Here is a 20,076-nt window from a genome sequence, read left to right on the forward strand (position 1 = left end):
GCGCCGACCGACCATGCTCTTCAACTCCTTCCTGTTCCTTCTGGTTTTCCTGCCGATCGCGCTGGGCGTGCACTACCTGCTGGGCGCGCTGCAGCCACGGCTGGCCGCGCTGTGGCTGTGCGTGGCCTCGATCGTGTTCTACGGCTGGTGGAATCCGCAGTTCGTCATCCTGCTGGCCGGCTCGATCGCCTTCAATTACCTGGTCAGCCTGGTCATCCTGTCGCTGGCCAAGCGGCCGAAGTTGCAGCTGCTGGCCACCGCCTTCGGTGTAGCCGCCGACATCCTGCTGCTGGTGCACTACAAGTACTTCGCGGCGATGGTGAACTTCGTCCACGACATGGGCTTCAACGTCGGCCCGATGGACACGCTGATCCTGCCGCTGGGCATTTCCTTCTTCACCTTCACCCAGATCGGCTACCTGCTGGACTGCCGCGCCGGCGTGGTCAACGACCGCAGCCCGCTCAGCTACGTGCTGTTCGTAACCTTCTTCCCGCACCTGATCGCCGGCCCGATCCTGCATCACAAAGAGATGATGCCGCAGTTCAGCAAGCGCGAGACCTACCGCTTCCAGGCTGAGAATCTCTCGATCGGCGGCATGCTGTTCGTGATCGGTCTGGCCAAGAAAGTGCTGCTGGCCGACACCCTGGCGCCGTATGCCGACGCCGGTTTCGCCTCCACCGGTGACGTGCAGTTCTGGGGCGCGTGGGCCACAGCACTGACCTATGCGCTGCAGCTGTACTTTGACTTCTCCGGCTATTCGGACATGGCACTGGGCCTGGCCCGGATGTTCGGCATCCGCTTCCCGCTGAACTTCAACTCGCCGTACAAGGCCACCAGCATCATCGACTTCTGGGCGCGCTGGCACATGACGCTCACCCGCTACATCACCGCCTACCTGTACTACCCAGTGGCGATGGCGGTGACCCGCTGGCGCACCCGTCATGGGCGCCCGACCGGCCCGGCCGCGGTGTCCACCGCCGGGGGCTTCCTGTCGATGATCGTGCTGCCCACGGTGTGGGCGATGGGCCTGGCCGGTATCTGGCACGGCGCCGGCGTGCAGTTCCTGATCTTCGGCCTGCTGCATGCCGCCTACCTGGCCATCAACCACGCCTGGCGCGTGTTCGTGGGTGGCCGCAAGCCGGCGGCGATGCGCACGCTCAACCCGTTCCAGCACGCGGGTTACCTGCTGCTGACCTTCGGTGCGGTGCTGGTGGCGCAGGCGTTCTTCCGCGCCGATGGTGTGCATGATGCCTGGCAGCTGATCCAAGGCATGTTCGGCGTGCGTGGCTGGGAGAGCATGGAGAACCTGGGCCATGTAGGCGGCCTGGGCCTGGCCGATGGCATGCGCCTGCTGCTCGGCCACCACCTGCAGCTGCTCTACATCCTGGTGTCACTGGCCATCGTCTGGCTGGCGCCGAATGCGCACCAGATCATGGGCGTGTACTCGCCCTCGCTGGCCAAGCCCAACCCCGCACCGCGCGCGTGGATGCGCTGGCAGCCGAACCTGGCCTGGCTGCTGCTGATGCTGGTGCTGCTGGCTTTGTGCCTGCTCAACCTGCACAAAGAAACCCGTTTCCTTTACTTCCAGTTCTGACAAGGTGGATAGCAACATGGACAAGCAGACGATCCAGAACCAGCTGATTGATATCGTCGAGGCGGTGATTGGCACGCGCGTGCAGCCGGACGAATACATCGAGTCGCTGTTCGATTCGATGTCGAAGGTGCAGCTGATGGTCGAGGTCAAGGACCGCCTCGGCGTGACCCTGCCGGTTGACGAGATCGATACGCTGGTGGATTCGGTGCAGGTACTGGCCGACTACGTGGCCGAGCACGGCGCGCGCTGATCGCCCGGGTCTGGCCGCCCCCCGCAGCGCCGGGCCACGCTCGGCTTGGTTTCGCTGAACATCCAGCCGAGCATCGGCTCGGCTCTACCTCTCTTCAACGGCGCCGGAGATAGCGCGATGTACTTCGATTTCGACCACTGCCGCTTCGCCGACCTGGAGGTCGCCGCGCAGGCCCCGGCCCTGCACGCTGCCGATGGCGTGATGGATTGGGCGCGCCTGTACCGCAGCACCCAGGACTGGATCGAGCGTGCGCGCGCGGCGGGCCTGGCTGCGGGCGATGCGCTGGTGATTTCCGGGCACAAGGAAGCGGCCTTCGTCGTTGCCATGCTCGGCTGCCTCAGCATGGGCGTGACCTACGTGCCGGTGGACAACATCAACCCGCAGGCGCGCCTGCAGCGCATCACCACCCTGGTGCATGCGCGCGCGGTCTACGACGCGGCCGCCGATGCCTTCCTGCCGGGTGCCGAAGCACCGCGCCCGCTGGCGGTACCGGACCTGGCCTACATCATGTTCACCTCCGGCAGCACCGGCGACCCGAAGGGTGTGCAGATCGGCCGCGACAGTGTCGCGCTGTTCACCGGCTGGATCCGCGACTGCCTGGCGCTGGGGCCGGCGCCGGCGTTCATGAACCAGATGCTCTTCAGCTTCGACTTCTCGCTGTTCGACCTGTGCGGCGCGCTGGGCCTGGGCGGCTGCTGCGTGCTGTGCCCGCGCGAGGTGATCGCCAGCAGCGAGCAGTTCATCGACCACCTGCGTGATTCAAAGGTGGCGGTGTGGGCCTCCACGCCGTCGTTCGTGCGCCAGCAGATCCTCAACCCGCGCTTCGATGCAGCGCATCTGCCGGACCTGCGCGTGTTCGTGTTCGGCGCCGAATCGCTGACCCCACGCGTGGCCGAGGAGCTGTGGGCACGCTTCCCGCAGGTGCGCATCATCAATTCCTACGGCCCCACCGAGGCCACCTGTTCCACCACCTGGGTGGAGATCGACCCGACCCTGCGCGCGGCCGCGCCCAACCCGTTCCCGATCGGCGTGGGCAAGCCCTATGCCGAGGTGTTCCTGGTGGATGGCGAGATCTGCATGGCCGGCGACCACGTCATGCGCGGCTACCTGGAACGCCCGGACCTGGATGCCGGTGTCCTGTTCGAACACAACGGCAAGCGCGCCTATCGCAGTGGCGACCTCGGCGACCAGGACGCGCAGGGGCGGTTCTATTTCCGCGGCCGTCGCGATGACCAGATCAAGCTCAACGGCTATCGCATCGAACTGGCCGAAGTGGATGTCGGCCTGGCCCGGCTGCCCGGCGTGGTGGCCGGCGCGGCGGTGGTGCTGCGCCGGCCCGATGGCAGCTTGGTGCGCATGATCGGCTTCATCGAAACGACGCAGCCGGCCAGCGGCGAACTGCAACGCGTGCCCGAGGCACTGGCCGATTGGAAGGAACAGATGGAATGCTACATGCCGCCCTACATGATTCCTTCGGAGCTGTTCGCTGTGGATGCCCTACCGCAGACGATCAGCAACAAGGTCGATCGCAAGCAACTGGAGCAGCGTTACCAGACCTTGGCACGCACGCTTCGCATGACGGAGAAACCTGCATGAACCTGTCGATGAAATCCCTGATTGCCGCGGCGCTGGTGCTGGCGCCGTGCGCCTCCTTCGCCCAGCAGGCCGCACCGGAAGGGCGCCTGGCCCAGCTGTATGCCGCACGGCCGCCGGCCGGCTCCGCGTTCGTGCGCGTGCTCAACCCGGGCGCGAACGCAGTCAAGGCCGGTGTCGCCAACGGTGCCGACCAGAACGTGGGCCCGGCGGCGCGTGCCACCCGCTACGCCATCGTGGAAGGCGGCAAGCCGTTCACCGTGCGCGTGGCCGGCAAGCCACGTACGCAGCCGGCCGTGGCGGCCGGCAGCTTCACCACGCTGGTGCTGGATGGCGCTGCGCCGTCCAAGCCGCTGGCGGTGCTGGAAGACGGCGGCGGCAGCAGCGATGCGCTGAAGGCCGAGATCCGTTTCTACAACCTGGCCGCCGGCTGCGCGCAGGGCAAGCTGGCGATGGCCGACAAGGGCGCCGCGGTGTTCCCGGCGGTGGCCGCCGGGCGCAGCGCAGCACGTGCGATCAATCCGGTGAAGGCGCGCCTGGTCGCCAGCTGTGGTGCCAAGGACAGCACCGCGCTGGAACTGCCGGCGCTGCAGCCCGGAGATCACTACAGCCTGTTCCTGACCGGTACTGCCAGCGCTCCGGTGCTGCAGGGGCAGCTCAGTGGTACCGACAGCGTGAGCCGCTGACGCAATGGCCGAGCGTGCAGTCTTCCGCGACGACCACGACCTGTTCCGTGAACAGGTGCGTCGCTTCATCGATGAACACATCGCGCCGCACTACGCACAGTGGGAACGCGATGGCATCACCCCGCGCGCGCTGTGGCAGGCCGCGGGCGAGGCGGGGCTGCTCAACTGCCAGCTGCCCGAGCCTTATGGCCTGGGCGGTGATTTCGGCCATGCCGCCTGCGTGATCGAGGAACTGGCCCGCGCCAACTTCCTCGGCATCGGGTTTTCGATCCACTCGGACATGGTGGCGCCGTACCTGATGCAGTACGCCACGCCGGCCGCCCGCGACGCATGGCTGCCGAGGATGGCGCGCGGCGAAGTGATCGGCGCGATCGCAATGACCGAGCCTGGCGCAGGCAGCGACCTGAAGACGATCCGCACGCGCGCCGAAGCCGTGGACGGTGGCTATCGCCTGAGCGGGCAGAAGACCTGGATCACCAACGGCAGCAACGCGGATATGGCAGTGGTGGTGGCGACCGTCGCGCCGGAACTCGGTGCCGGTGGCCTCAGCCTGTTCTGCGTGGATCTGCGCCAGCCCGGTGTCAGCCGTGGCGAACCGATGGCCAAGGTCGGCCAGCACGCGCAGGACACCGCCGAACTGTTCTTCGAGGGGGTGTTCGTCCCGGCCGATCACCTGTTGGGTGAAGAGCGGCTCGGCTTTGCCTACCTGGAAGAGCAGCTGGCAGCCGAGCGTCTGGCGATCGCCCTGCGCGCAGCGGCATCGGCCGAGGGCATGCTTGAGGAGACCGTGGCCTACGTGCGCCAGCGCAAGGCGTTCGGCCGGCTGCTGATCGACCACCAGAACACCCGCTTCGTACTGGCGTCGGCGGCGGCGCAGCTGGCGATGCTGCGCAGCTTCCTCGACCAGTGCCTGGGGGAGCAGATGCAGGGGCGGCTGCAGCCGATGCGCGCCGCCATGGCCAAGCTCAACGCCACCGAACTGCAGGGCCGGGTGCTGGATGACCTGTTGCAGCTGCACGGTGGCTATGGCTACAGCAGCGAATACGGCATCGGCCGCGCCTGGGCCGACGCCCGCGCGCTGCGCATCTTCGGCGGCACCAGCGAGATCCTGCGCGACATCATCGGCCGCGCGCTGTAGGCGGACGGGGTCGGATCCCATTCCACCGGAATGGGCTCTGACCCCAGCCAGCACTGCCCCTACACGCCCCAGCGTTTGCGCAGGGCTGCTGCTTCCGGCGTGTCCTGCGACAGCCACGGGTCCAGCGCGTACACCAGCACGTGTTCGGCGCCGCTGTCGCGGGCCCACGCCAGCTGCCGTTCGATACGCGCGGCATCGGCGGTCTGGCCCTTGAACTGGGTGCCATCGTTGTTCCCGCCGGGCAGTTCGCGGAACAGTTCCACGATCGCATCGAAGACTACACCACGCTCGCGCAGATGCTGCAGCAGCGGTTGCAGCTGCTGCACGTTGCCGGCGCCGGCAACGCCCACGCCATCCTGCACCATCGGCCGCAGCGTGGCCTGCGCCAGCACCGCATCCCACAGCGTCACCAGGTTGCCGTCGGTGGCCAGGCGGCTGAAATAGCAGGAAATCGCCCAGTTGCCACCGCCGTCCGCGCTGGCCTGGGTGATGCCGTGCAGCCACTGCGCCAACCACTGCTGGCGCGCCGGGTCGGCCCAGTGGTACTGCTCCAGTTCGTAGGGCACGTACCAGCCGTTGAACGCCTGCAGGCGTGCCCACGGCGCCTTCGCCAGCCAGCTGCGTGCCTGCGCCAGGCTGTCGGCGAAGAACGCCTGCAGCGTCGCATCGTCTGCGCCGATCGCCTTCCACCAGTGCTGCTGGAACGGCAGGCCGACGCGCACGGCGATACCGGCTTCGGCTGCGGCGGTGAACAGCATGCGCACGCTGGTGTCGGGCAGCTCCCAATCGCCATCGGCGCCGCCGCTGATGCCGGTCCATTGCAGGACCAGCTGCCTGCAGCCCAGTCTGCGCGCGAGCTGCAGCGAACGCTGCCAGTCCGCCATGCCCCATTGCAGGTGGCTGCGCCAGGGCTGCAGGAAGGTACCATCGACCTGTTCCGGCAGCGAACAACCGGGCAGGGTGGCCAGCGCGCCCGCCACCGGTGCCAGCAGGGCGGCACGCAGCAGGCGCCGGCGCAGCGGCGAAGACGGATCGGAAGGCAGCATGGGCGGCGACATGCGCCCATCATCCCAGAGCACCGTGCGCAGCGGGTGAACCAACCCTTCGGGTAGTGCGGGCCGCTGGCCGGCCACTTCGAACAGCGGTCAGATCCCATGGCGCAGCAATGGGATCCGACCCCCGGCAGCGCTTACTCCAACGCGTAGCGCAGGGTGAACAGCACCGCGACCAGCCACACCGCCGGATGCACTTCGCGCCAGCGCCCGGTGCCGGCCTTCAGCGCGGCATAGGCGATGAAGCCGAACGCCAGGCCATTGGCAATCGAGTAGGTGAACGGCATCGCCAGCGCACACAGCGCCGCCGGCACCGATTCGGTCAGGTCGCTCCAGTCCACTTCCACCAGCTCGCGCAGCATCAGGCCGGCCACGAACAACAGCGCCGGTGCGGTGGCATAGCTGGGTACCATCGCCGCCAGCGGCGAGAACAGCAGCGCGGCCAGGAACAGCGCCGACACCACCAGCGCGGTCAGGCCGGTGCGGCCGCCCACCTGCACGCCCGAGGCGCTTTCGGCGAACGCAGTGGTGCTGCTGGTGCCCAGCAGCGAGCCTGCAACAATCGCGGTGCTGTCGGCCAACAAGGCGCGGCCGAAGCGCTTCTGCGCGCCCGGCAGCTTCAGCAGGCCCGCACGGCCGACCACGCCGTACAACGTGCCGGTGGCGTCGAACACTTCCACCAGCACGAATACCAGCACCACCTGCAGCAGCACCGCGATCGGCGCACCGCCGTCATGGTGCAGCAGGCCCGGCAGGTCCAGCTGCAGGAAGGTTGGCGCCAGGCTTGGCGGCAACGACACCAGGCCCTGGTACTGCACGTCGCCCAGCGCCCAGCCGGCGCCGGTCACGGCCAGGATGCCGATCAGGATCGCACCGCGGATGCGGCGCGCTTCCAGCACCGCGATCAACAGGAAGCCGGCCAGTGCCAGCAGCGGCGGCGCGGTATTGAGTGGCCCCAGTGCCACCAGCGTGTCTTCATTGCCGACGATCACGCCCGATTTCTGCAGCGCGATGATCGCCAGGAACAGGCCGATGCCGGCCACGATTGCCGAGCGCAGCGACGCCGGAATGCCGGACACCAGCCACGCGCGCACCCCGGTCAGTGACAGCACCAGGAACACCAGCCCGGAAATGAACACAGCGCCCAATGCCTGCTGCCACGGCAGGCCGGCAGCGCCGACCACGGTGAAGGCGAAGAACGCGTTCAGGCCCATGCCCGGTGCCATGCCGACCGGGAAGTTGGCGGCCAGCGCCATCACTGCCGAACCCAGCGCCGCCGCCAGGCAGGTGGCTACGAACACCGCACCTGCATCCATGCCAGTGGTGCCGAGGATCTCGGGGTTGACGAAGACGATGTAGGACATCGTCAGGAAGGTGGTGACACCGGCCAGCAGCTCGGTGCGCACGGTGGTGCCGTGTTGCTGCAGCTGGAACAGGCGTTCGAAGAGGGACATGGGGTCACTCATGGGTAGAAGGCCGGCCGCTGGCCGGCTTGCATGGACGTGGCGGGTACCGAAAGGAGAAAGGCCGCGCGAGCGCGGCCTTTCCGGTTGCCTTATTTCAGCGCCTTGAAGCGCAGGCGCTTCGGTGCGGCGTCGTCGCCCATGCGGCGGCGCTTGTCTTCTTCGTACTCGCGGTAGTTGCCCTGGAAGAATTCCACGTGCGAGTCGCCTTCGAACGCCAGGATGTGGGTCGCGATGCGATCCAGGAACCAGCGGTCATGCGAAATGACGAAGGTGTTGCCCGGGAACTCCAGCAGCGCATCTTCCAGTGCACGCAGGGTTTCGATGTCCAGGTCGTTGGACGGTTCGTCGAGCAGCAGCACGTTGCCACCCTGCAGCAGGGTCTTGGCCATGTGCAGGCGGCCACGCTCACCACCGGACAGCGAACCGACCATCTTCTGCTGGTCCTGGCCCTTGAAGTTGAACCGGCCGATGTAGGCGCGCGACTGGATCTCGATGCCGTTGATGTTGAGGATGTCCAGGCCGCCAGCGATTTCCTGGAAGACGTTGTGGTTGCCTTCCAGCGCGTCGCGGCTCTGGTCCACGTAGGACAGCTTCACCGTCGGGCCGACCACGATCTCGCCGGTATCCGGCTTTTCCTGGCCGGTGATCATCTTGAACAGGGTCGACTTACCGGCACCGTTCGGGCCGATGATGCCGACGATGGCGCCGGCCGGCACCAGGAAGCTCAGGTTGTCGAACAGCAGGCGGTCGCCGAACTTCTTGGAGACGTTCTTGAACTCCATCACCGCATTGCCCAGGCGCTCGCCCGGCGGGATGAAGATTTCATTGGTTTCGTTGCGCTTCTGGTAATCGACCGACTGCAGCTCTTCCAGGCGGGCCAGGCGCGCCTTGCCCTTGGTACGGCCGCCCTTGGCGTTCTGGCGCGACCACTCCAGTTCCTTCTGGATCGCCTTCTGGCGAGCCTTTTCCTGGTTGTCTTCCTGCTTCAGGCGCTCGTCCTTCTGGGTCAGCCAGTCGGTGTAGTTGCCCTTCCACGGAATGCCACGGCCGCGGTCCAGTTCCAGGATCCACTCTGCGGCGTTGTCCAGGAAGTAACGATCATGGGTGACCGCCACCACGGTGCCGGTGTAGCGCGCCAGGAACTGTTCCAGCCATTCCACCGACTCGGCGTCGAGGTGGTTGGTCGGTTCGTCGAGCAGCAGCATGTCCGGCTTCTGCAGCAGCAGGCGGCACAGCGCCACGCGGCGCTTCTCACCACCGGACAGCTTGCCGACCACGGCATCCCACGGCGGCAGGCGCAGCGCATCGGCGGCCACGTCCAGCTGGTTTTCCAGGGTATGTGCATCACCGGCGGCGAGGATCGCCTCCAGGCGCTCCTGTTCCTTGGCGAGCGCGTCGAAGTCGGCGCCTTCCTCGGCGTAGGCGGCATACACTGCTTCCAGCGCGGCCTGCGCCTGCAGCACTTCGCCCACGCCTTCCTCGACCGCTTCACGCACGGTCTTGGTCGGGTCCAGCTCCGGCTCCTGCGCCAGGTAGCCGACCTTGATGCCCGGCTGCGGGCGGGCCTCGCCCTCGAAATCGGTGTCCACGCCGGCCATGATCTTCAGCACGGTGGACTTGCCGGCGCCGTTCAGGCCCAGCAGGCCGATCTTCGCGCCCGGGAAGAACGACAGCGAGATGTCCTTGATGATCTGCCGCTTGGGCGGGACCACCTTGGACACGCGGTTCATGGTGTAGATGTATTGCGAGGACATGCGGTCTCCGTAGGCGCGGCCCTGCGCCCGGTCCGTCACGGGAAGATCCCGTTGCGGCAGCGGGCACAGACTGAAATGGAATGCCGCTGATTATAGCCGGAACCGGTTCGGGGCCGCTCCCGGGAGGCGGCCCCCGGCTGGCTATGGCCTGAATACTCCGTCACAGTCCTGCAGGAGGAAGCGTTTCCAGCCGGAAACCGTTCAGATCGTATGCGCAATATGGGCTCACCACCCACCCAAGCAGAGGTCTGACATGCGCATCAATCGAGTAATGGCCAGTGCCGTGGCCTCTGTGCTGGCGCTCGGCGCCGTGGCTCCGGCCTTCGCCGACAACGACCACCGTGACCGCCGTGAATGGCGCGAAGACCGCCGCGAGTGGCGCCAGGACCGCCGCGACTGGGAGCGTGACCGCCGCGAGGCCCGCCGCGACTGGCGCCGCGACCACGACCGCCGCCACTACCACCCGGCACCGCCGCCGCCGCGCGTGGTCTACCGCCCCGGCTACGGGCCGGGCCCGGGCTATGGCTGGCAGCGTGGGCACCGCTACCGCGATTACTACCGTGGCCCGATCTACGTGGTGAATGACTACCCGCGCTATCACCTGCGCCGCCCGCCGTATGGCCACCACTGGATCCGCGATGACCGCGGCAACCTGCTGCTGGTCGCCGTGGCCACCGGCATCATCGCCGACTACATCATCAACAACCGCTGATGCAGAAACGGAGTCGCAGCCCTTCCCACCGGGAAGGGCTGCGACCCGTTCCAGCGTTTAGAACGCCACCGACAGATCCAGCTGTGCGCCCACCTCGCGCTGGCCATCACCGCGCTGCCCCTGCATCTGCAGCGACAGGCGGCTGTTGTCGGTCGGGCTGACCGCCACGCCCAGCTGGGCCAGCGCACTGCGACGGGCCAGCGGTGCAGCGGCAATGCCGAAGCCCTGCGAACCTTCCACGAAGCGCGCCGCGACCTGCGGCAGGCGATCACCGCCGGCTGCCTGCCAGCCTACGCGCGCGGTCAGCGCCGCACGGTCACGCTGGCCACCGCTGATGTCCCAGTCCGCGCGCAGCGCGGCCAGGCCGGTGCGGTAGCGGGCGGTTTCGCCATCCAGCTGCAGCGCACTGTGGCCGCCGCGTTCCTGGGCGCCGTCGCTGCGCAGGCGCACCTGTGCCAGCTCCAGTTCCGGGGTCAGCTGCAGGCGCGGCCCACCGAAGGTCCAGCCGGCACGCAGGAAGGTCGTGGTGCCGGTGGCGTCCTCGCGTGCGGCCAGGCCTTCGGACAGGGTGCTGCCGACCTGCGCAGTGCGGGTACTGTCGGTGCGGTAGTCTGCGCGGCTGACACCCGCGCGCAGGCTCAGGCCCTGCCAACGGTACTGGCCGTACACGCCGTACTCGGTGCTGTCGGTTTCGGCGCGTGCATCACGCTGGGCCAGGCGGCTGACCTGCTGCTGCTGGCCGGCGGCCACGCCCAGTTCCAGTGCATCGCCCAGCATCCAGCCGGCGCCGGCCATCAGCCCGTGCTGCGAGGTGCGCAGCCCGGCGTTCTGCGCGCTGGCATCGGTACGGCGCTGGCTGCTGCTGCCGGCTACCCAGGCGCGCACGCCGGGTGCGATCTGCCCGGCCATCGCCGCACCGTCCAGGTGGCGGTCAATGCCATCGCGCAGGAAGCGGTTCTGCAGCAGGGCGCCACGGTTGGCCGCATGGATCTCGCCGGACAGGCTGTCGAAGGCGGGCACCACGTCGGCTACGTCCAAACGCACCACCGCGTCATAGACCGCGTTGCCATTGCCCAGCGCTTCCACCGCGCCGGCCACGGCCTTCTGGTTGTCGTTCACCACAACGTCCGGGAACGCCAGTTCGATGTCCGGCATCGCGATGTCGTTGCGGGCCAGGGTCAGGTAGACGTTGCTGGCGTCGTAGTCCAGGGTCGGGCTCAGGAAGGCGAGGGTGGTGGAGACATCCGAGAACGTGCCCTGCACGCCCTGTGCGGCGCTCAGGATCGTGTAACGGGTGCGCGGCGACCAGTCACCATTGCTGGCCAGGGCCAGCGTGTTGCCGCCCTGCAGGGTGGCGGTGCCGCCGACCAGTACGCGGTCACTGCCGCCGTCGGCGCCCACATCGACCAGATAGCGCGAGCCGTTTTCCATCAGCAGGTTGCCGCGCATCGACAGCACGTCGTAGCTTCCCGAGGCGCCGGTCAGGCCCGGGGCCAGGCTGGCCGTGCTGCGGATGATCACGTTGCCCAGTTCGCCGGTGCCGGTCAGTTCGGTGCCGGCGGCCATGTCGACCAGGCCACCGATGCTGCCGCGCACTTCCATGGCACCGGCCCGTACCTGGGTGGTGCCGGTGAAGCCACTGCTGTCGCCGAGCAGGGTCAGCAGACCAGCATCCAGCTTGACCACATCACCGGCACCGGACAGCACATTGGCGAACACGGTGTGGCCGTTGCGCTGCAGCTTCAGCGTCGCGCCCGAGGCCACGTCCACCGAACCGCGGATCGCGCCGCTGCCGGCCAGCACCAGCGTGCCCTGTTCCACCAGGGTGCCGCCGTTGTAGCGGTTGTCGGCGTAGCTGGTCAGGGTGCCGCTGCCGATCTTGCGCAGGGTGCCGGCACCGCTCAGGGTGCCGCTGAACAGTGCATCCACCTGGTCGGTGTCCAGCGTCGCAATGCCATTCAACTGCATGTCCACGTTGCTCGTGAACGCGGTGTTGGTGAAGTGCAGGGTCCCGCCGTCGATCAGCACGCTGGCGCCGCCGCCACCACGGTAGATCTGCCCGCCGGCAAGGTTCAGCGTGCCCTGCGGGCCAACGGTGAGCGAACCGCTGCTGCCGCTGGCACCGCCCAGGCCCAGCACGCCGGCAACGTTCAGTACCGCACCATCACTCACCTGCACCGCGCCGGTGCCGAAGTTGCCGATGGCCAGGCGGCCGATGCTGGCCGAACTGCCCGCGTCGGCCAGGCGGAAGGTGCCGTCGCCCAGGGTGTTTTCGCCCACGCCCACATCGCCCGCGGTCAGCTGCGCGCCGTCCAGCACGTTCAGTTCGGCCACACCGTTCTGGCCCACGGCAACGTAGCCGGTGGTGGCCTGCGTGCCGGTGCCGCGCAGTTCCAGCACGGCATCGGAAATGCCGGGGCTGTGGCGCTGCTGGGCGAGCTGGGTGCTGCCCAGCACGGTCAGCGTTGCGCCGTCTTCAACCACCATGCGGCCGGTGCCAGTGAAACCGATCAGCAGGTCGCTGTTGTTCAACCAGCTGGAACCGCTGCCGGTTACCAGCGCTTCGCCGTGGGCCACGGCGGCGTAGCTGCCCAGGCGCGCCACGCCGGTCTCGAAGCTGCCGCCGGCGCGTACGTTCACCGTGCCCGCGCCCTGCGCGCCCACGTGGATCAGATCGGTGGCAAAGCGCGAACCGGCATCGGCCACGGTCAGTACGCCGGTGCTGCCCAGTTCAGAGGCCACCCAGGTGCCCTGTGCGTTGTCCACTTCACCACCGGCCAGCACGTCCAGCGTACCGTTGCCGAAGTGGCCCACGCCAATGCTGTTGTTGCCGATCCACTTCGATCCCGCACCGGTCACGGTCACCTTGCCGGAGGAGCCGGCCTGGGTGGCGATGAAGATCGCCGTGCTCTCCAGGATGCCGCCATCGTGGATCAGCAGTTCGCCGCTGCTGGCGTGGCCGACGTCGATCCGCCACGACACGGCATTGGGTACATCCACCACGACCTGGGTCGGGCTGTCGATGTACGCGTGGTTTTCAACGGTCAGCTGCGGGGTGCCGTTGGTCCAGCCGCCCGGCGCGAACCAGGCGCCGTCCAGTACGGCCGGGTCGCGTTCGGTGATGACGGTCGCCTGGGCGGCCGCATGGCCGCTCATGGCCAGGCCGATGGCCAGTGCCAGCAAGGAGGTGCAGCCGGCACGACGGCCGGTGGAAGCAGTGGTGCGACGAACGGCCAGCGTCATTGCCGGCGAAGCGAGGTACGAATGGATCACGCGCGATTTCCCCTGTTTGGACAGGGCGTATCGGCCGCAGATCGGCAGGCTTTAGTCTTGCTTAATTAAAAAATATGAGTTTGCAAGGAAGCGGATCACGTTTCCCGAAATCCGGCGGGGCGTTGCGTAAACGGCCCGCGCGGCTGCCGGCACGCAGCCGGGCCAGCACATCATGCCATGCGCGGCGCGCCAAGCCCCGTTGGCTGCGGTCGCCGCCGCCCCCCGGCGGGCTTACAATTGCAGGCCCGCTGTCCCCCTATTGCCTGGAGTGACTGATGTTCCCGCGTGACGTCCGCATCGAATCCTACGATCCCGAACTGGCCAAGGCCATCGCCGCTGAAATCCAGCGCCAGGAAGACCACGTCGAGCTGATCGCCAGCGAGAACTACACCAGCCCGGCGGTGATGGAAGCCCAGGGCAGCCAGCTGACCAACAAGTACGCCGAAGGCTACCCGGGCAAGCGCTACTACGGTGGCTGCGAATACGTGGACATCGCCGAGCAGCTGGCGATCGACCGCCTCAAGCAGCTGTTCGGTGCGGACTATGCCAACGTGCAGCCGCACAGCGGTTCGCAGGCCAACCAGGCCGTGTACTTCGCGCTGCTGCAGCCAGGTGACACCATCCTCGGCATGAGCCTGGCCCACGGTGGCCACCTCACTCACGGTGCCAAGGTCAATGCTTCCGGCAAGCTGTTCAATGCCGTGCAGTACGGCGTGAACGACCAGGGCCTGATCGATTACGACGAAGTCGAGCGCCTGGCCCTGGAGCACAAGCCGAAGATGGTCGTGGCCGGCTTCTCGGCCTACTCGCAGGTGATCGACTGGGCGCGCTTCCGCGCCATCGCCGACAAGGTCGGGGCCTACCTGTTCGTCGACATGGCGCACGTCGCCGGCCTGGTCGCCGCCGGCGTTTACCCGAGCCCGCTGGAACACGCCCACGTGGTCACCTCGACCACCCACAAGACCCTTCGCGGCCCGCGCGGCGGCATCATCGTCGCCAAGGGCGCCGACGAGGACCTGGTCAAGAAGCTGCAGTCGATCGTGTTCCCGGGCATCCAGGGCGGTCCGCTGATGCACGTCATCGCCGGCAAGGCCGTGGCCTTCAAGGAAGCGCTGGAACCGGGCTTCAAGGCCTACCAGCAGCAGGTGGTGAAGAACGCGCAGGCGATGGCCAACACGCTGATCGCGCGCGGCTACAAGATCGTCTCCGGCGGCACCCAGAACCACCTGATGCTGGTGGACATGATCGGCAAGGACGTGTCAGGCAAGGACGCGGAAGCCGCGCTGGGCAAAGCCCACATCACCGTCAACAAGAATTCGGTGCCGAACGACCCGCGTTCGCCGTTCGTGACCTCGGGCCTGCGCCTGGGCACCCCGGCGGTCACCACCCGCGGCTACGTCGAACAGGACTGCGTGGATCTGGCCAACTGGATCGCCGACGTGCTCGACGCCCCGGCCGATGAAGCCGTCATCGCCCGCGTGCGCGATGCGGTCAGCGCGCAGTGCCGCAAGTACCCGGTCTACGGCTGATCGCAACCGGGGTCGGATCCCCTCCCGCAGGGAAGGGCGCTGACCCCGGTATTGGAGCAACCCTGCATGGATGAGCGCCGCCTCAAGTATCTGTACGTGATGCTGGCCGCGCTGCTCGGCCTGCCCAGCCTTTTCATGGGCGGCGCCGGTGCCTGCATCGCCCTGGTCATGGGCGTTATCGGCCTGGTCTCGCTGGATGCTGACAAGCTGTGGTTCGCCGCCGTGATGTGCGTCTGGGGAACGGCCGCGCTTGTCGGCCTGGTGGCCTGGGTTGCGCTCAGCGTCATCTGGTTGCGTGATGGACTGCGGGGCCTGCGCACGGCCTCGCCACGCTGGTGGTGGTTGCTGGGCATGGGCGTGCTGGCGGGCCTGCCGTTGCTGGGATTGGCGATATATACCTTCTCCGGGTTGGGCCCGGCGGTGGTGGGCGGTCTCTTCGCAGGGCCGTCGCTGCTGGTGCCCACCGGCATGCTGATGCTCCTGCGTGCGCGTGCCGATGCCGTGGATGTGCCGCCCGTACGAGCGCGGGCATCGCGAGTCACCGCGCATGGATGAGCGCCGCCTCAAATACCTGTATGCCGCGTTGGCGGTACTGCTCGGCCTGCCCGGCCTGGCGATGGGCGGCGCGGTCGCGGTGATGTTCCTGGTTGTTGGCCTGCAATCCTTCGGCGGCAACCGCTCACCCGATCTGGCGCCACTGCTGTGGGGCCTGGCCGGCGTGGCGGGTTGCCTGGCATGGCTGTGGCTCAGCGCCGGCTACCTGCTGCAGGGCCGGGCCGGCCTGCAGGTGCGCGCGATCTGGTGGTGGCTGCTGCTGGCCGGTGGGCTGGCCGCGCTGCCGGTTCTCTGGATGACCGCATGGTTCGGCTTCCAGCAGGGGGGCGCCGCGTTGGAACTACTGCTGCTGGGGCCGTCGATGCTGGTACCGGCCGCCATGCTGGTGTGGCTCAAGCGCCGCGCCTGACGCGGCCAATCAAAGGGAATGGAACGCAGGGAGGAGCAGCAGCACAAGCGATGGATGGGGATAGCAGGCCTGCTGGTGGGCCTGCCCACCGCGGCGGCAGGAGGCACCGGGGCAGTATTGGGGTTGATGGTCGTGCTGGATGGCAAGTATCTGACTGGCGATGAGCACTCGCTGTTGCTGCTCTGGTCATCGGCCGGAGTGCTCGGCCTGCTGTCCTGGATGTGGCTGAGCGGCCTCTTCCTGTGGCGTGGGCGCGCAGGCCTGCATCAGGCGCCGGTGGTCGCATGGATTGGCCTGGTGCTGGGAATACTGGCCGCGCTGGGTGTCGTCGCCGCCACGCTGTATTTCACCTTCAAGGAAGGGGAGATCTCGACCCTGGGCTTTCTCGGGTTTGGCCCACTGCTGCTGGTGCTGGCCGCGCACCTGTTGTGGTTGCGCTGGGGCGGGAATACTCCGGCGTCCGGCCCGGCCGGCTGAGTGGCGGGCCAAAGAGCGCATCAGGCGCCCATTCCGGCTTTCGCGCAGGCACTTCCGCGCAGGCAGCATTTGCTGCTGGACCCTTTCTCAGGTACCTTTGCGACGCTGCCATGACCGTGGCATCTAGGTTGCCCCCTGAGCCAGGCGTTCCATGCATTGCCCCTTCTGCCAACATGCCGATACCCGGGTCATTGACTCGCGCGTCTCTGAAGACGGCGCGACGATCCGTCGTCGGCGTGAGTGCGAGGCGTGCGGCGAGCGCTTCAGCACCATGGAAACGGTTGAACTGAAGCTGCCGGCCATCGTCAAGAGCGACGGCACCCGCGAGGCGTTCGACCAGCGCAAGGTGCGGGCGGGCTTCGACCGCGCGCTGCAGAAGCGTGCCGTGGCCGAAGACAAGATCGAGGCGGCGGTGCGCGCGGTGGTTCACCAGCTGCGCATCAGCGGCGAGCGCGAAGTGCCTTCGATCAAGGTCGGCGAGTTCGTGATGAACGAACTGCGCAAGCTCGATCATGTGGGCTATGTGCGCTTCGCATCGGTGTACCGCAGCTTCGAGGACGTGGCCGATTTCCGCGAGGAGATCGAGAAGCTGGAACGTGACCTGCCGTCCAGTACCGAACAGCTGCAGCTGCTGGGCGACGTGATTGCCCTGACCAAGAAGAAGAAGGGCTGACTGGCTCCATCCACGCATGGCATGGATCTACCGATGGCGTGCATCCACACCGGCGGCGGTACCATGGCGGCATGAGCATCCCGTTCTCCGTCCTCGACCACCTGCACATGGCCAACGCGCTGCGCCTGGCCGAGCGCGCCGCTTACACCACCCGCCCCAACCCGATGGTCGGCTGCGTGATCGCCCACGGCGAACGCGTGGTCGGGCAGGGCTGGCACCAGCGCGCCGGTGGTCCGCATGCCGAAGTGTTCGCCCTGCGCGAGGCCGGCAGCGAAGCACGCGGCGCCACCGCCTACGTCACCCTGGAACCCTGCGCGCACTACGGGCGCACGCCACCCTGCGCGCTGGCGCTGATCGAAGCCGGCGTGTCGCGCGTGGTCGCCGCGATGCGCGACCCGTTCCCGAAGGTCGACGGCGGTGGCTTCGATCTCCTTCGCAATGCGGGCATCGAGGTCGCCGAAGGCCTGATGGCCGCGCAGGCGCGCGAGCTCAACAAGGGCTTCCTGTCACGCGTGGAGCGCAACCGTCCTTGGCTGCGGGTGAAGCTGGCGGCCAGCCTCGATGGCCGCACCGCGATGGCCGATGGCAGCTCCAAATGGATCACCGGCCCGGCCGCGCGCGAGGACGTGCAGCACTGGCGCGCCCGCGCCGGCGCGATCCTGACCGCCGCCGACACCGTCCTCGCCGACGACCCGATGCTGACCGTGCGCCTGGCCGATACCGAGGTGATGCCGCCGCTGCGCGTAGTGCTCGATTCGCGCCTGCGTTCGCTGGAATGCAGCCGTGTACGCGAGGGCGGGGCGCCGACGTTGTACCTGCATGGCGCAGCGGTAAGCGCACCGGATGCGGCCGACGCCGAATTCGCCAGCGTGCCCGGTGTTGATGGACGCCTGGATCTTGGCGCGGTACTGGCCCTGCTGGCCGAACGTGGCATCAACGAGGTGCATACCGAAGCCGGCGCGACCCTGGCCGGCGCACTGCTGCGTGGCGGCTGGGTGGATGAGTTGCTGCTGTACCAGGCACCGACGCTGCTGGGCGACAACGGTCGGCCGCTGCTGGCTGGCCTCGGTATCGATGCGATGGACCAGCAGCGGCGGCTGCGCGTGGTGGATCAGCGGCAGGTGGGTGAGGACATCCGCTTGTTGCTGCGGTCGTAGCGCAATGACATGCGCCGGGCATTGTCCGGCGCATGTCGTGGGATGGAACTGCCGGGCATGGCCCGGCGCCACCACTTAGCGTCTTACGCGCATTCGTCGGTCCACATCATCTCGGCGATAGGGCGCAGGGCCTTGCACTCCTGCGTCATCTCGTTGGCCGACTTCACCTGCGCCTTGGCTTTCAGTTCCTCGGCCATCGCGTCCACGCCACTGAGCTGGTCCGGCGCGATCTTCGCCACGCAGGCGCGGTGCTGCTGCAACAGAAGATCGCAGCCCGGTACGCCGGTCACCTTCGGCGCGGTGGCCGCCTGCGCGTCCTGCATCCACTCTTCGAACGGTGCCAGCGCACCGGTCACGGTGCCGACCAAATCATCGAAATTTCCGCTGTACCAGTAGCCGTTGTCCTTGGCCGGGTACAGGGTGAAGGTGCCGCTGACCGGCACGCGCGCGGCACTCTGCAGTGCCTGGGTATAGGCATCGGTGAACTGCTTGCGCGAGGCCGGGCTGGCATCGGCGGCCAGGCTGGCGGCGAACAACGGGCGCACCTTGCCCAGGTCGGGCACCTGGCAGCTGAAGGTGATCCGCGCCAGCTTCTGGTCTTCCAGGTATTCGTTGTCTTCGATCACGCTCTTGGTCGCGCGGCACTTCGAATCGCGCAGGGCCTTGGCGTACAGCGCTTCGGTGGCCGCAGTGTCGGTCTTGTCGCCGGCGCTGGCCAGCACGGTCTGCCACGGTTCGGCCAGGGCCTTGGCCAGTGCACCCGGGGTCGGGGTCACCGCGTCCTGGCCTTCAAAGGCGGGTTTCAGCGCATCGTTGAGCGTGCGCGTAGCCGCCGCGTCGTCTTCCAGCAGGGTGCGCGCATACAGGTCGAAGGCCTGTTCGGGCGTCAGCTGGGCCGGTGCGGCGCCGGCCAGCAGCGGGGTGCACAGCAGGGCGCTGGCCAGCAGCGTGCGGGTGAAGGTCTTCATGACGGTGTTTTCCTGTTCCAGAGGCGCGCAAGCCTAGCGCACCCGCAGTACTTTCGATGGCGACCAGCGGTCACATGACGGTTGCACACCGGCCCAAAAAACGGGCCCCTTGCGGGGCCCGTTCGATCGCTCGACGAGAAGCGATCGTTGGATCAGAAGCTGGCGCGCACGCCAACCGAGTACTGGGTGACGTCGCGGTAGCCGGAGATCTCGCCCACCAGGCCCCAGGTCTTGGTGAAGTTGATCTGGCCACCAACGGTGCCGACCCAGGTGCCCTTGAAGTTGTTGCCGCCATCCATGTAGCCGGCCTTGGCCCAGGCTTCGGTCATGCGCGATGGCTTGCCGCGGATACCCATGGTGACGCGGCCCAGGTTGGTGTGGTCCTTGCCGTGGTAACGCTCGCCGTCATAGCGCAGGGTCGATTCGGCGTTCTGGCGCACCCAGGCGGCATCGGCGGTGAAGTCCACGCGGTCGGTCCACGGCATGTGGTAACCAATGCCCAGCTCCGGCTGGTTCAGTTCCAGCTTCAGCGAATCTTCGCCGTAATGGCGGGTCTTACTGGTACGCGACCAGCCGCCGAACACGTAGACCTGTTCGGCCAGCGCGACCGAACCACGCAGGTAGCCGCCGTCGACCTTCGGGTCGTCCAGTGCGTTGTCGTCAACCTTGACCTGCGTCCAGCCACCTTCAACGTAGGTGTAGCTCAGGGCGTCGGCCGACGCGGTGAACGGGGCGGCGGCCAGCAGGGCGGCCACGATCAGGATCTTGCGCATGGGAATTCCTGTGAATT

18 protein-coding genes are annotated in these 20,076 nt (G+C 67.5%); 12 read left to right on the forward strand and 6 right to left on the reverse strand.

The genetic code is table 11. The annotated features are described in order from the left end of the window. Nucleotides 1-13: 13 nt before the first annotated feature. The 5 genes from QZ853_RS18915 to QZ853_RS18935 all read left to right on the forward strand — a co-directional run bounded on the left by QZ853_RS18915 (nt 14) and on the right by QZ853_RS18935 (nt 5,261). Nucleotides 14-1,594 carry an MBOAT family O-acyltransferase gene (locus QZ853_RS18915; protein ID WP_295577728.1) on the forward strand — a complete coding sequence of 527 codons (1,581 nt, stop codon included), beginning with the start codon at nt 14-16 and terminating at the stop codon, nt 1,592-1,594. A 16-nt stretch (nt 1,595-1,610) separates the two neighbouring features. Next, nucleotides 1,611-1,844, forward strand: coding sequence for a phosphopantetheine-binding protein (locus tag QZ853_RS18920; RefSeq protein WP_295577732.1), 234 nt, complete (start codon nt 1,611-1,613; stop codon nt 1,842-1,844). A 117-nt stretch (nt 1,845-1,961) separates the two neighbouring features. Next, nucleotides 1,962-3,440 carry an AMP-binding protein gene (locus QZ853_RS18925; protein WP_295577735.1) on the forward strand — a complete coding sequence of 493 codons (1,479 nt, stop codon included), beginning with the start codon at nt 1,962-1,964 and terminating at the stop codon, nt 3,438-3,440. Continuing rightward, the gene (locus tag QZ853_RS18930) at nt 3,437-4,123 is read left to right on the forward strand and encodes an alginate O-acetyltransferase AlgF (RefSeq protein ID WP_295577738.1); all 687 of its coding nucleotides are present in this window, start codon (nt 3,437-3,439) and stop codon (nt 4,121-4,123) included. The genes QZ853_RS18925 and QZ853_RS18930 overlap by 4 nt, the downstream gene beginning before the upstream one ends. A gap of 4 nt (nt 4,124-4,127) precedes the next feature. Then, nucleotides 4,128-5,261 (forward strand): acyl-CoA dehydrogenase family protein, encoded by a 1,134-nt coding sequence (locus QZ853_RS18935; protein ID WP_295577741.1) that lies wholly within the window; start codon nt 4,128-4,130, stop codon nt 5,259-5,261. A gap of 59 nt (nt 5,262-5,320) precedes the next feature. Here QZ853_RS18935 and QZ853_RS18940 read toward each other — a convergent pair whose 3' ends face one another. From QZ853_RS18940 to ettA, 3 genes are all read right to left on the reverse strand, one after another. Continuing rightward, complete coding sequence (locus QZ853_RS18940; RefSeq protein WP_295577753.1) at nt 5,321-6,319, reverse strand: DUF4434 domain-containing protein; 999 nt, start codon at nt 6,317-6,319, stop codon at nt 5,321-5,323. A 131-nt stretch (nt 6,320-6,450) separates the two neighbouring features. Further along, nucleotides 6,451-7,767: an NCS2 family permease gene (locus QZ853_RS18945; protein WP_295577765.1), complete on the reverse strand. Its 1,317-nt coding sequence runs from the start codon at nt 7,765-7,767 to the stop codon at nt 6,451-6,453. Nucleotides 7,768-7,868: 101 nt separating this feature from the next. Further along, complete coding sequence (ettA, locus tag QZ853_RS18950; protein ID WP_010481992.1) at nt 7,869-9,533, reverse strand: energy-dependent translational throttle protein EttA; 1,665 nt, start codon at nt 9,531-9,533, stop codon at nt 7,869-7,871. A 253-nt stretch (nt 9,534-9,786) separates the two neighbouring features. Here ettA and QZ853_RS18955 point away from each other — a divergent pair, with 253 nt between their 5' ends. Continuing rightward, the gene (locus QZ853_RS18955) at nt 9,787-10,245 is read left to right on the forward strand and encodes an RcnB family protein (protein ID WP_295577777.1); all 459 of its coding nucleotides are present in this window, start codon (nt 9,787-9,789) and stop codon (nt 10,243-10,245) included. 57 nt (nt 10,246-10,302) lie between these two features. On the opposite strand, the gene QZ853_RS18960 is transcribed toward QZ853_RS18955, so the two are convergent. After that, entirely contained in the window at nt 10,303-13,518 is a 3,216-nt protein-coding gene (locus tag QZ853_RS18960) for an autotransporter domain-containing protein (RefSeq protein ID WP_295577789.1), read from the reverse strand. 275 nt (nt 13,519-13,793) lie between these two features. Between QZ853_RS18960 and glyA the strand changes: the two genes are divergently transcribed. The 6 genes from glyA (at nt 13,794) to ribD (ending at nt 18,318) form a co-directional block, all read left to right on the forward strand. Beyond that, nucleotides 13,794-15,047 (forward strand): serine hydroxymethyltransferase, encoded by a 1,254-nt coding sequence (gene glyA / locus QZ853_RS18965; RefSeq protein WP_295577817.1) that lies wholly within the window; start codon nt 13,794-13,796, stop codon nt 15,045-15,047. Nucleotides 15,048-15,113: 66 nt separating this feature from the next. Beyond that, nucleotides 15,114-15,602 carry a hypothetical protein gene (locus QZ853_RS18970; protein WP_295577819.1) on the forward strand — a complete coding sequence of 163 codons (489 nt, stop codon included), beginning with the start codon at nt 15,114-15,116 and terminating at the stop codon, nt 15,600-15,602. Continuing rightward, the gene (locus tag QZ853_RS18975; protein ID WP_295577822.1) at nt 15,595-16,011 is read left to right on the forward strand and encodes a hypothetical protein; all 417 of its coding nucleotides are present in this window, start codon (nt 15,595-15,597) and stop codon (nt 16,009-16,011) included. The genes QZ853_RS18970 and QZ853_RS18975 overlap by 8 nt, the downstream gene beginning before the upstream one ends. 18 nt (nt 16,012-16,029) lie before the next feature. Further along, nucleotides 16,030-16,488, forward strand: coding sequence for a hypothetical protein (locus tag QZ853_RS18980; RefSeq protein WP_295577827.1), 459 nt, complete (start codon nt 16,030-16,032; stop codon nt 16,486-16,488). 151 nt (nt 16,489-16,639) lie between these two features. Continuing rightward, nucleotides 16,640-17,161 (forward strand): transcriptional regulator NrdR, encoded by a 522-nt coding sequence (gene nrdR, locus QZ853_RS18985; protein WP_004143350.1) that lies wholly within the window; start codon nt 16,640-16,642, stop codon nt 17,159-17,161. Nucleotides 17,162-17,232: 71 nt separating this feature from the next. Beyond that, on the forward strand, nt 17,233-18,318 hold the full coding sequence (ribD, locus tag QZ853_RS18990; protein WP_295577830.1) for a bifunctional diaminohydroxyphosphoribosylaminopyrimidine deaminase/5-amino-6-(5-phosphoribosylamino)uracil reductase RibD: 1,086 nt from the start codon (nt 17,233-17,235) through the stop codon (nt 18,316-18,318). A gap of 83 nt (nt 18,319-18,401) precedes the next feature. Here the strand turns inward: ribD and QZ853_RS18995 are convergent, their stop codons facing one another. Together QZ853_RS18995 and QZ853_RS19000 are read right to left on the reverse strand one after the other, a co-directional pair. After that, the gene (locus QZ853_RS18995) at nt 18,402-19,286 is read right to left on the reverse strand and encodes a hypothetical protein (RefSeq protein WP_295577833.1); all 885 of its coding nucleotides are present in this window, start codon (nt 19,284-19,286) and stop codon (nt 18,402-18,404) included. A 152-nt stretch (nt 19,287-19,438) separates the two neighbouring features. Beyond that, nucleotides 19,439-20,059, reverse strand: coding sequence for a hypothetical protein (locus QZ853_RS19000; protein ID WP_295577844.1), 621 nt, complete (start codon nt 20,057-20,059; stop codon nt 19,439-19,441). Nucleotides 20,060-20,076 lie beyond the last annotated feature (17 nt).

Source organism: uncultured Stenotrophomonas sp., from assembly GCF_913778665.1.
Classification (GTDB): Bacteria; Pseudomonadota; Gammaproteobacteria; order Xanthomonadales; family Xanthomonadaceae; genus Stenotrophomonas.

Excerpts from the sequence above, each read along its gene's own strand:
- QZ853_RS18915 (WP_295577728.1), top strand. The coding sequence starts at position 14 with ATGCTCTTCAACTCCTTCCTGTTCCTTCTGGTTTTCCTGCCGATCGCG.
- QZ853_RS18920 (WP_295577732.1), top strand. The coding sequence starts at position 1,611 with ATGGACAAGCAGACGATCCAGAACCAGCTGATTGATATCGTCGAGGCG.
- QZ853_RS18925 (WP_295577735.1), top strand. The coding sequence starts at position 1,962 with ATGTACTTCGATTTCGACCACTGCCGCTTCGCCGACCTGGAGGTCGCC.
- QZ853_RS18930 (WP_295577738.1), top strand. The coding sequence starts at position 3,437 with ATGAACCTGTCGATGAAATCCCTGATTGCCGCGGCGCTGGTGCTGGCG.
- QZ853_RS18935 (WP_295577741.1), top strand. The coding sequence starts at position 4,128 with ATGGCCGAGCGTGCAGTCTTCCGCGACGACCACGACCTGTTCCGTGAA.
- QZ853_RS18940 (WP_295577753.1), bottom strand. The coding sequence starts at position 6,319 with ATGTCGCCGCCCATGCTGCCTTCCGATCCGTCTTCGCCGCTGCGCCGG.
- QZ853_RS18945 (WP_295577765.1), bottom strand. The coding sequence starts at position 7,767 with ATGTCCCTCTTCGAACGCCTGTTCCAGCTGCAGCAACACGGCACCACC.
- ettA (WP_010481992.1), bottom strand. The coding sequence starts at position 9,533 with ATGTCCTCGCAATACATCTACACCATGAACCGCGTGTCCAAGGTGGTC.
- QZ853_RS18955 (WP_295577777.1), top strand. The coding sequence starts at position 9,787 with ATGCGCATCAATCGAGTAATGGCCAGTGCCGTGGCCTCTGTGCTGGCG.
- glyA (WP_295577817.1), top strand. The coding sequence starts at position 13,794 with ATGTTCCCGCGTGACGTCCGCATCGAATCCTACGATCCCGAACTGGCC.
- QZ853_RS18970 (WP_295577819.1), top strand. The coding sequence starts at position 15,114 with ATGGATGAGCGCCGCCTCAAGTATCTGTACGTGATGCTGGCCGCGCTG.
- QZ853_RS18975 (WP_295577822.1), top strand. The coding sequence starts at position 15,595 with ATGGATGAGCGCCGCCTCAAATACCTGTATGCCGCGTTGGCGGTACTG.
- QZ853_RS18980 (WP_295577827.1), top strand. The coding sequence starts at position 16,030 with ATGGAACGCAGGGAGGAGCAGCAGCACAAGCGATGGATGGGGATAGCA.
- nrdR (WP_004143350.1), top strand. The coding sequence starts at position 16,640 with ATGCATTGCCCCTTCTGCCAACATGCCGATACCCGGGTCATTGACTCG.
- ribD (WP_295577830.1), top strand. The coding sequence starts at position 17,233 with ATGAGCATCCCGTTCTCCGTCCTCGACCACCTGCACATGGCCAACGCG.
- QZ853_RS18995 (WP_295577833.1), bottom strand. The coding sequence starts at position 19,286 with ATGAAGACCTTCACCCGCACGCTGCTGGCCAGCGCCCTGCTGTGCACC.
- QZ853_RS19000 (WP_295577844.1), bottom strand. The coding sequence starts at position 20,059 with ATGCGCAAGATCCTGATCGTGGCCGCCCTGCTGGCCGCCGCCCCGTTC.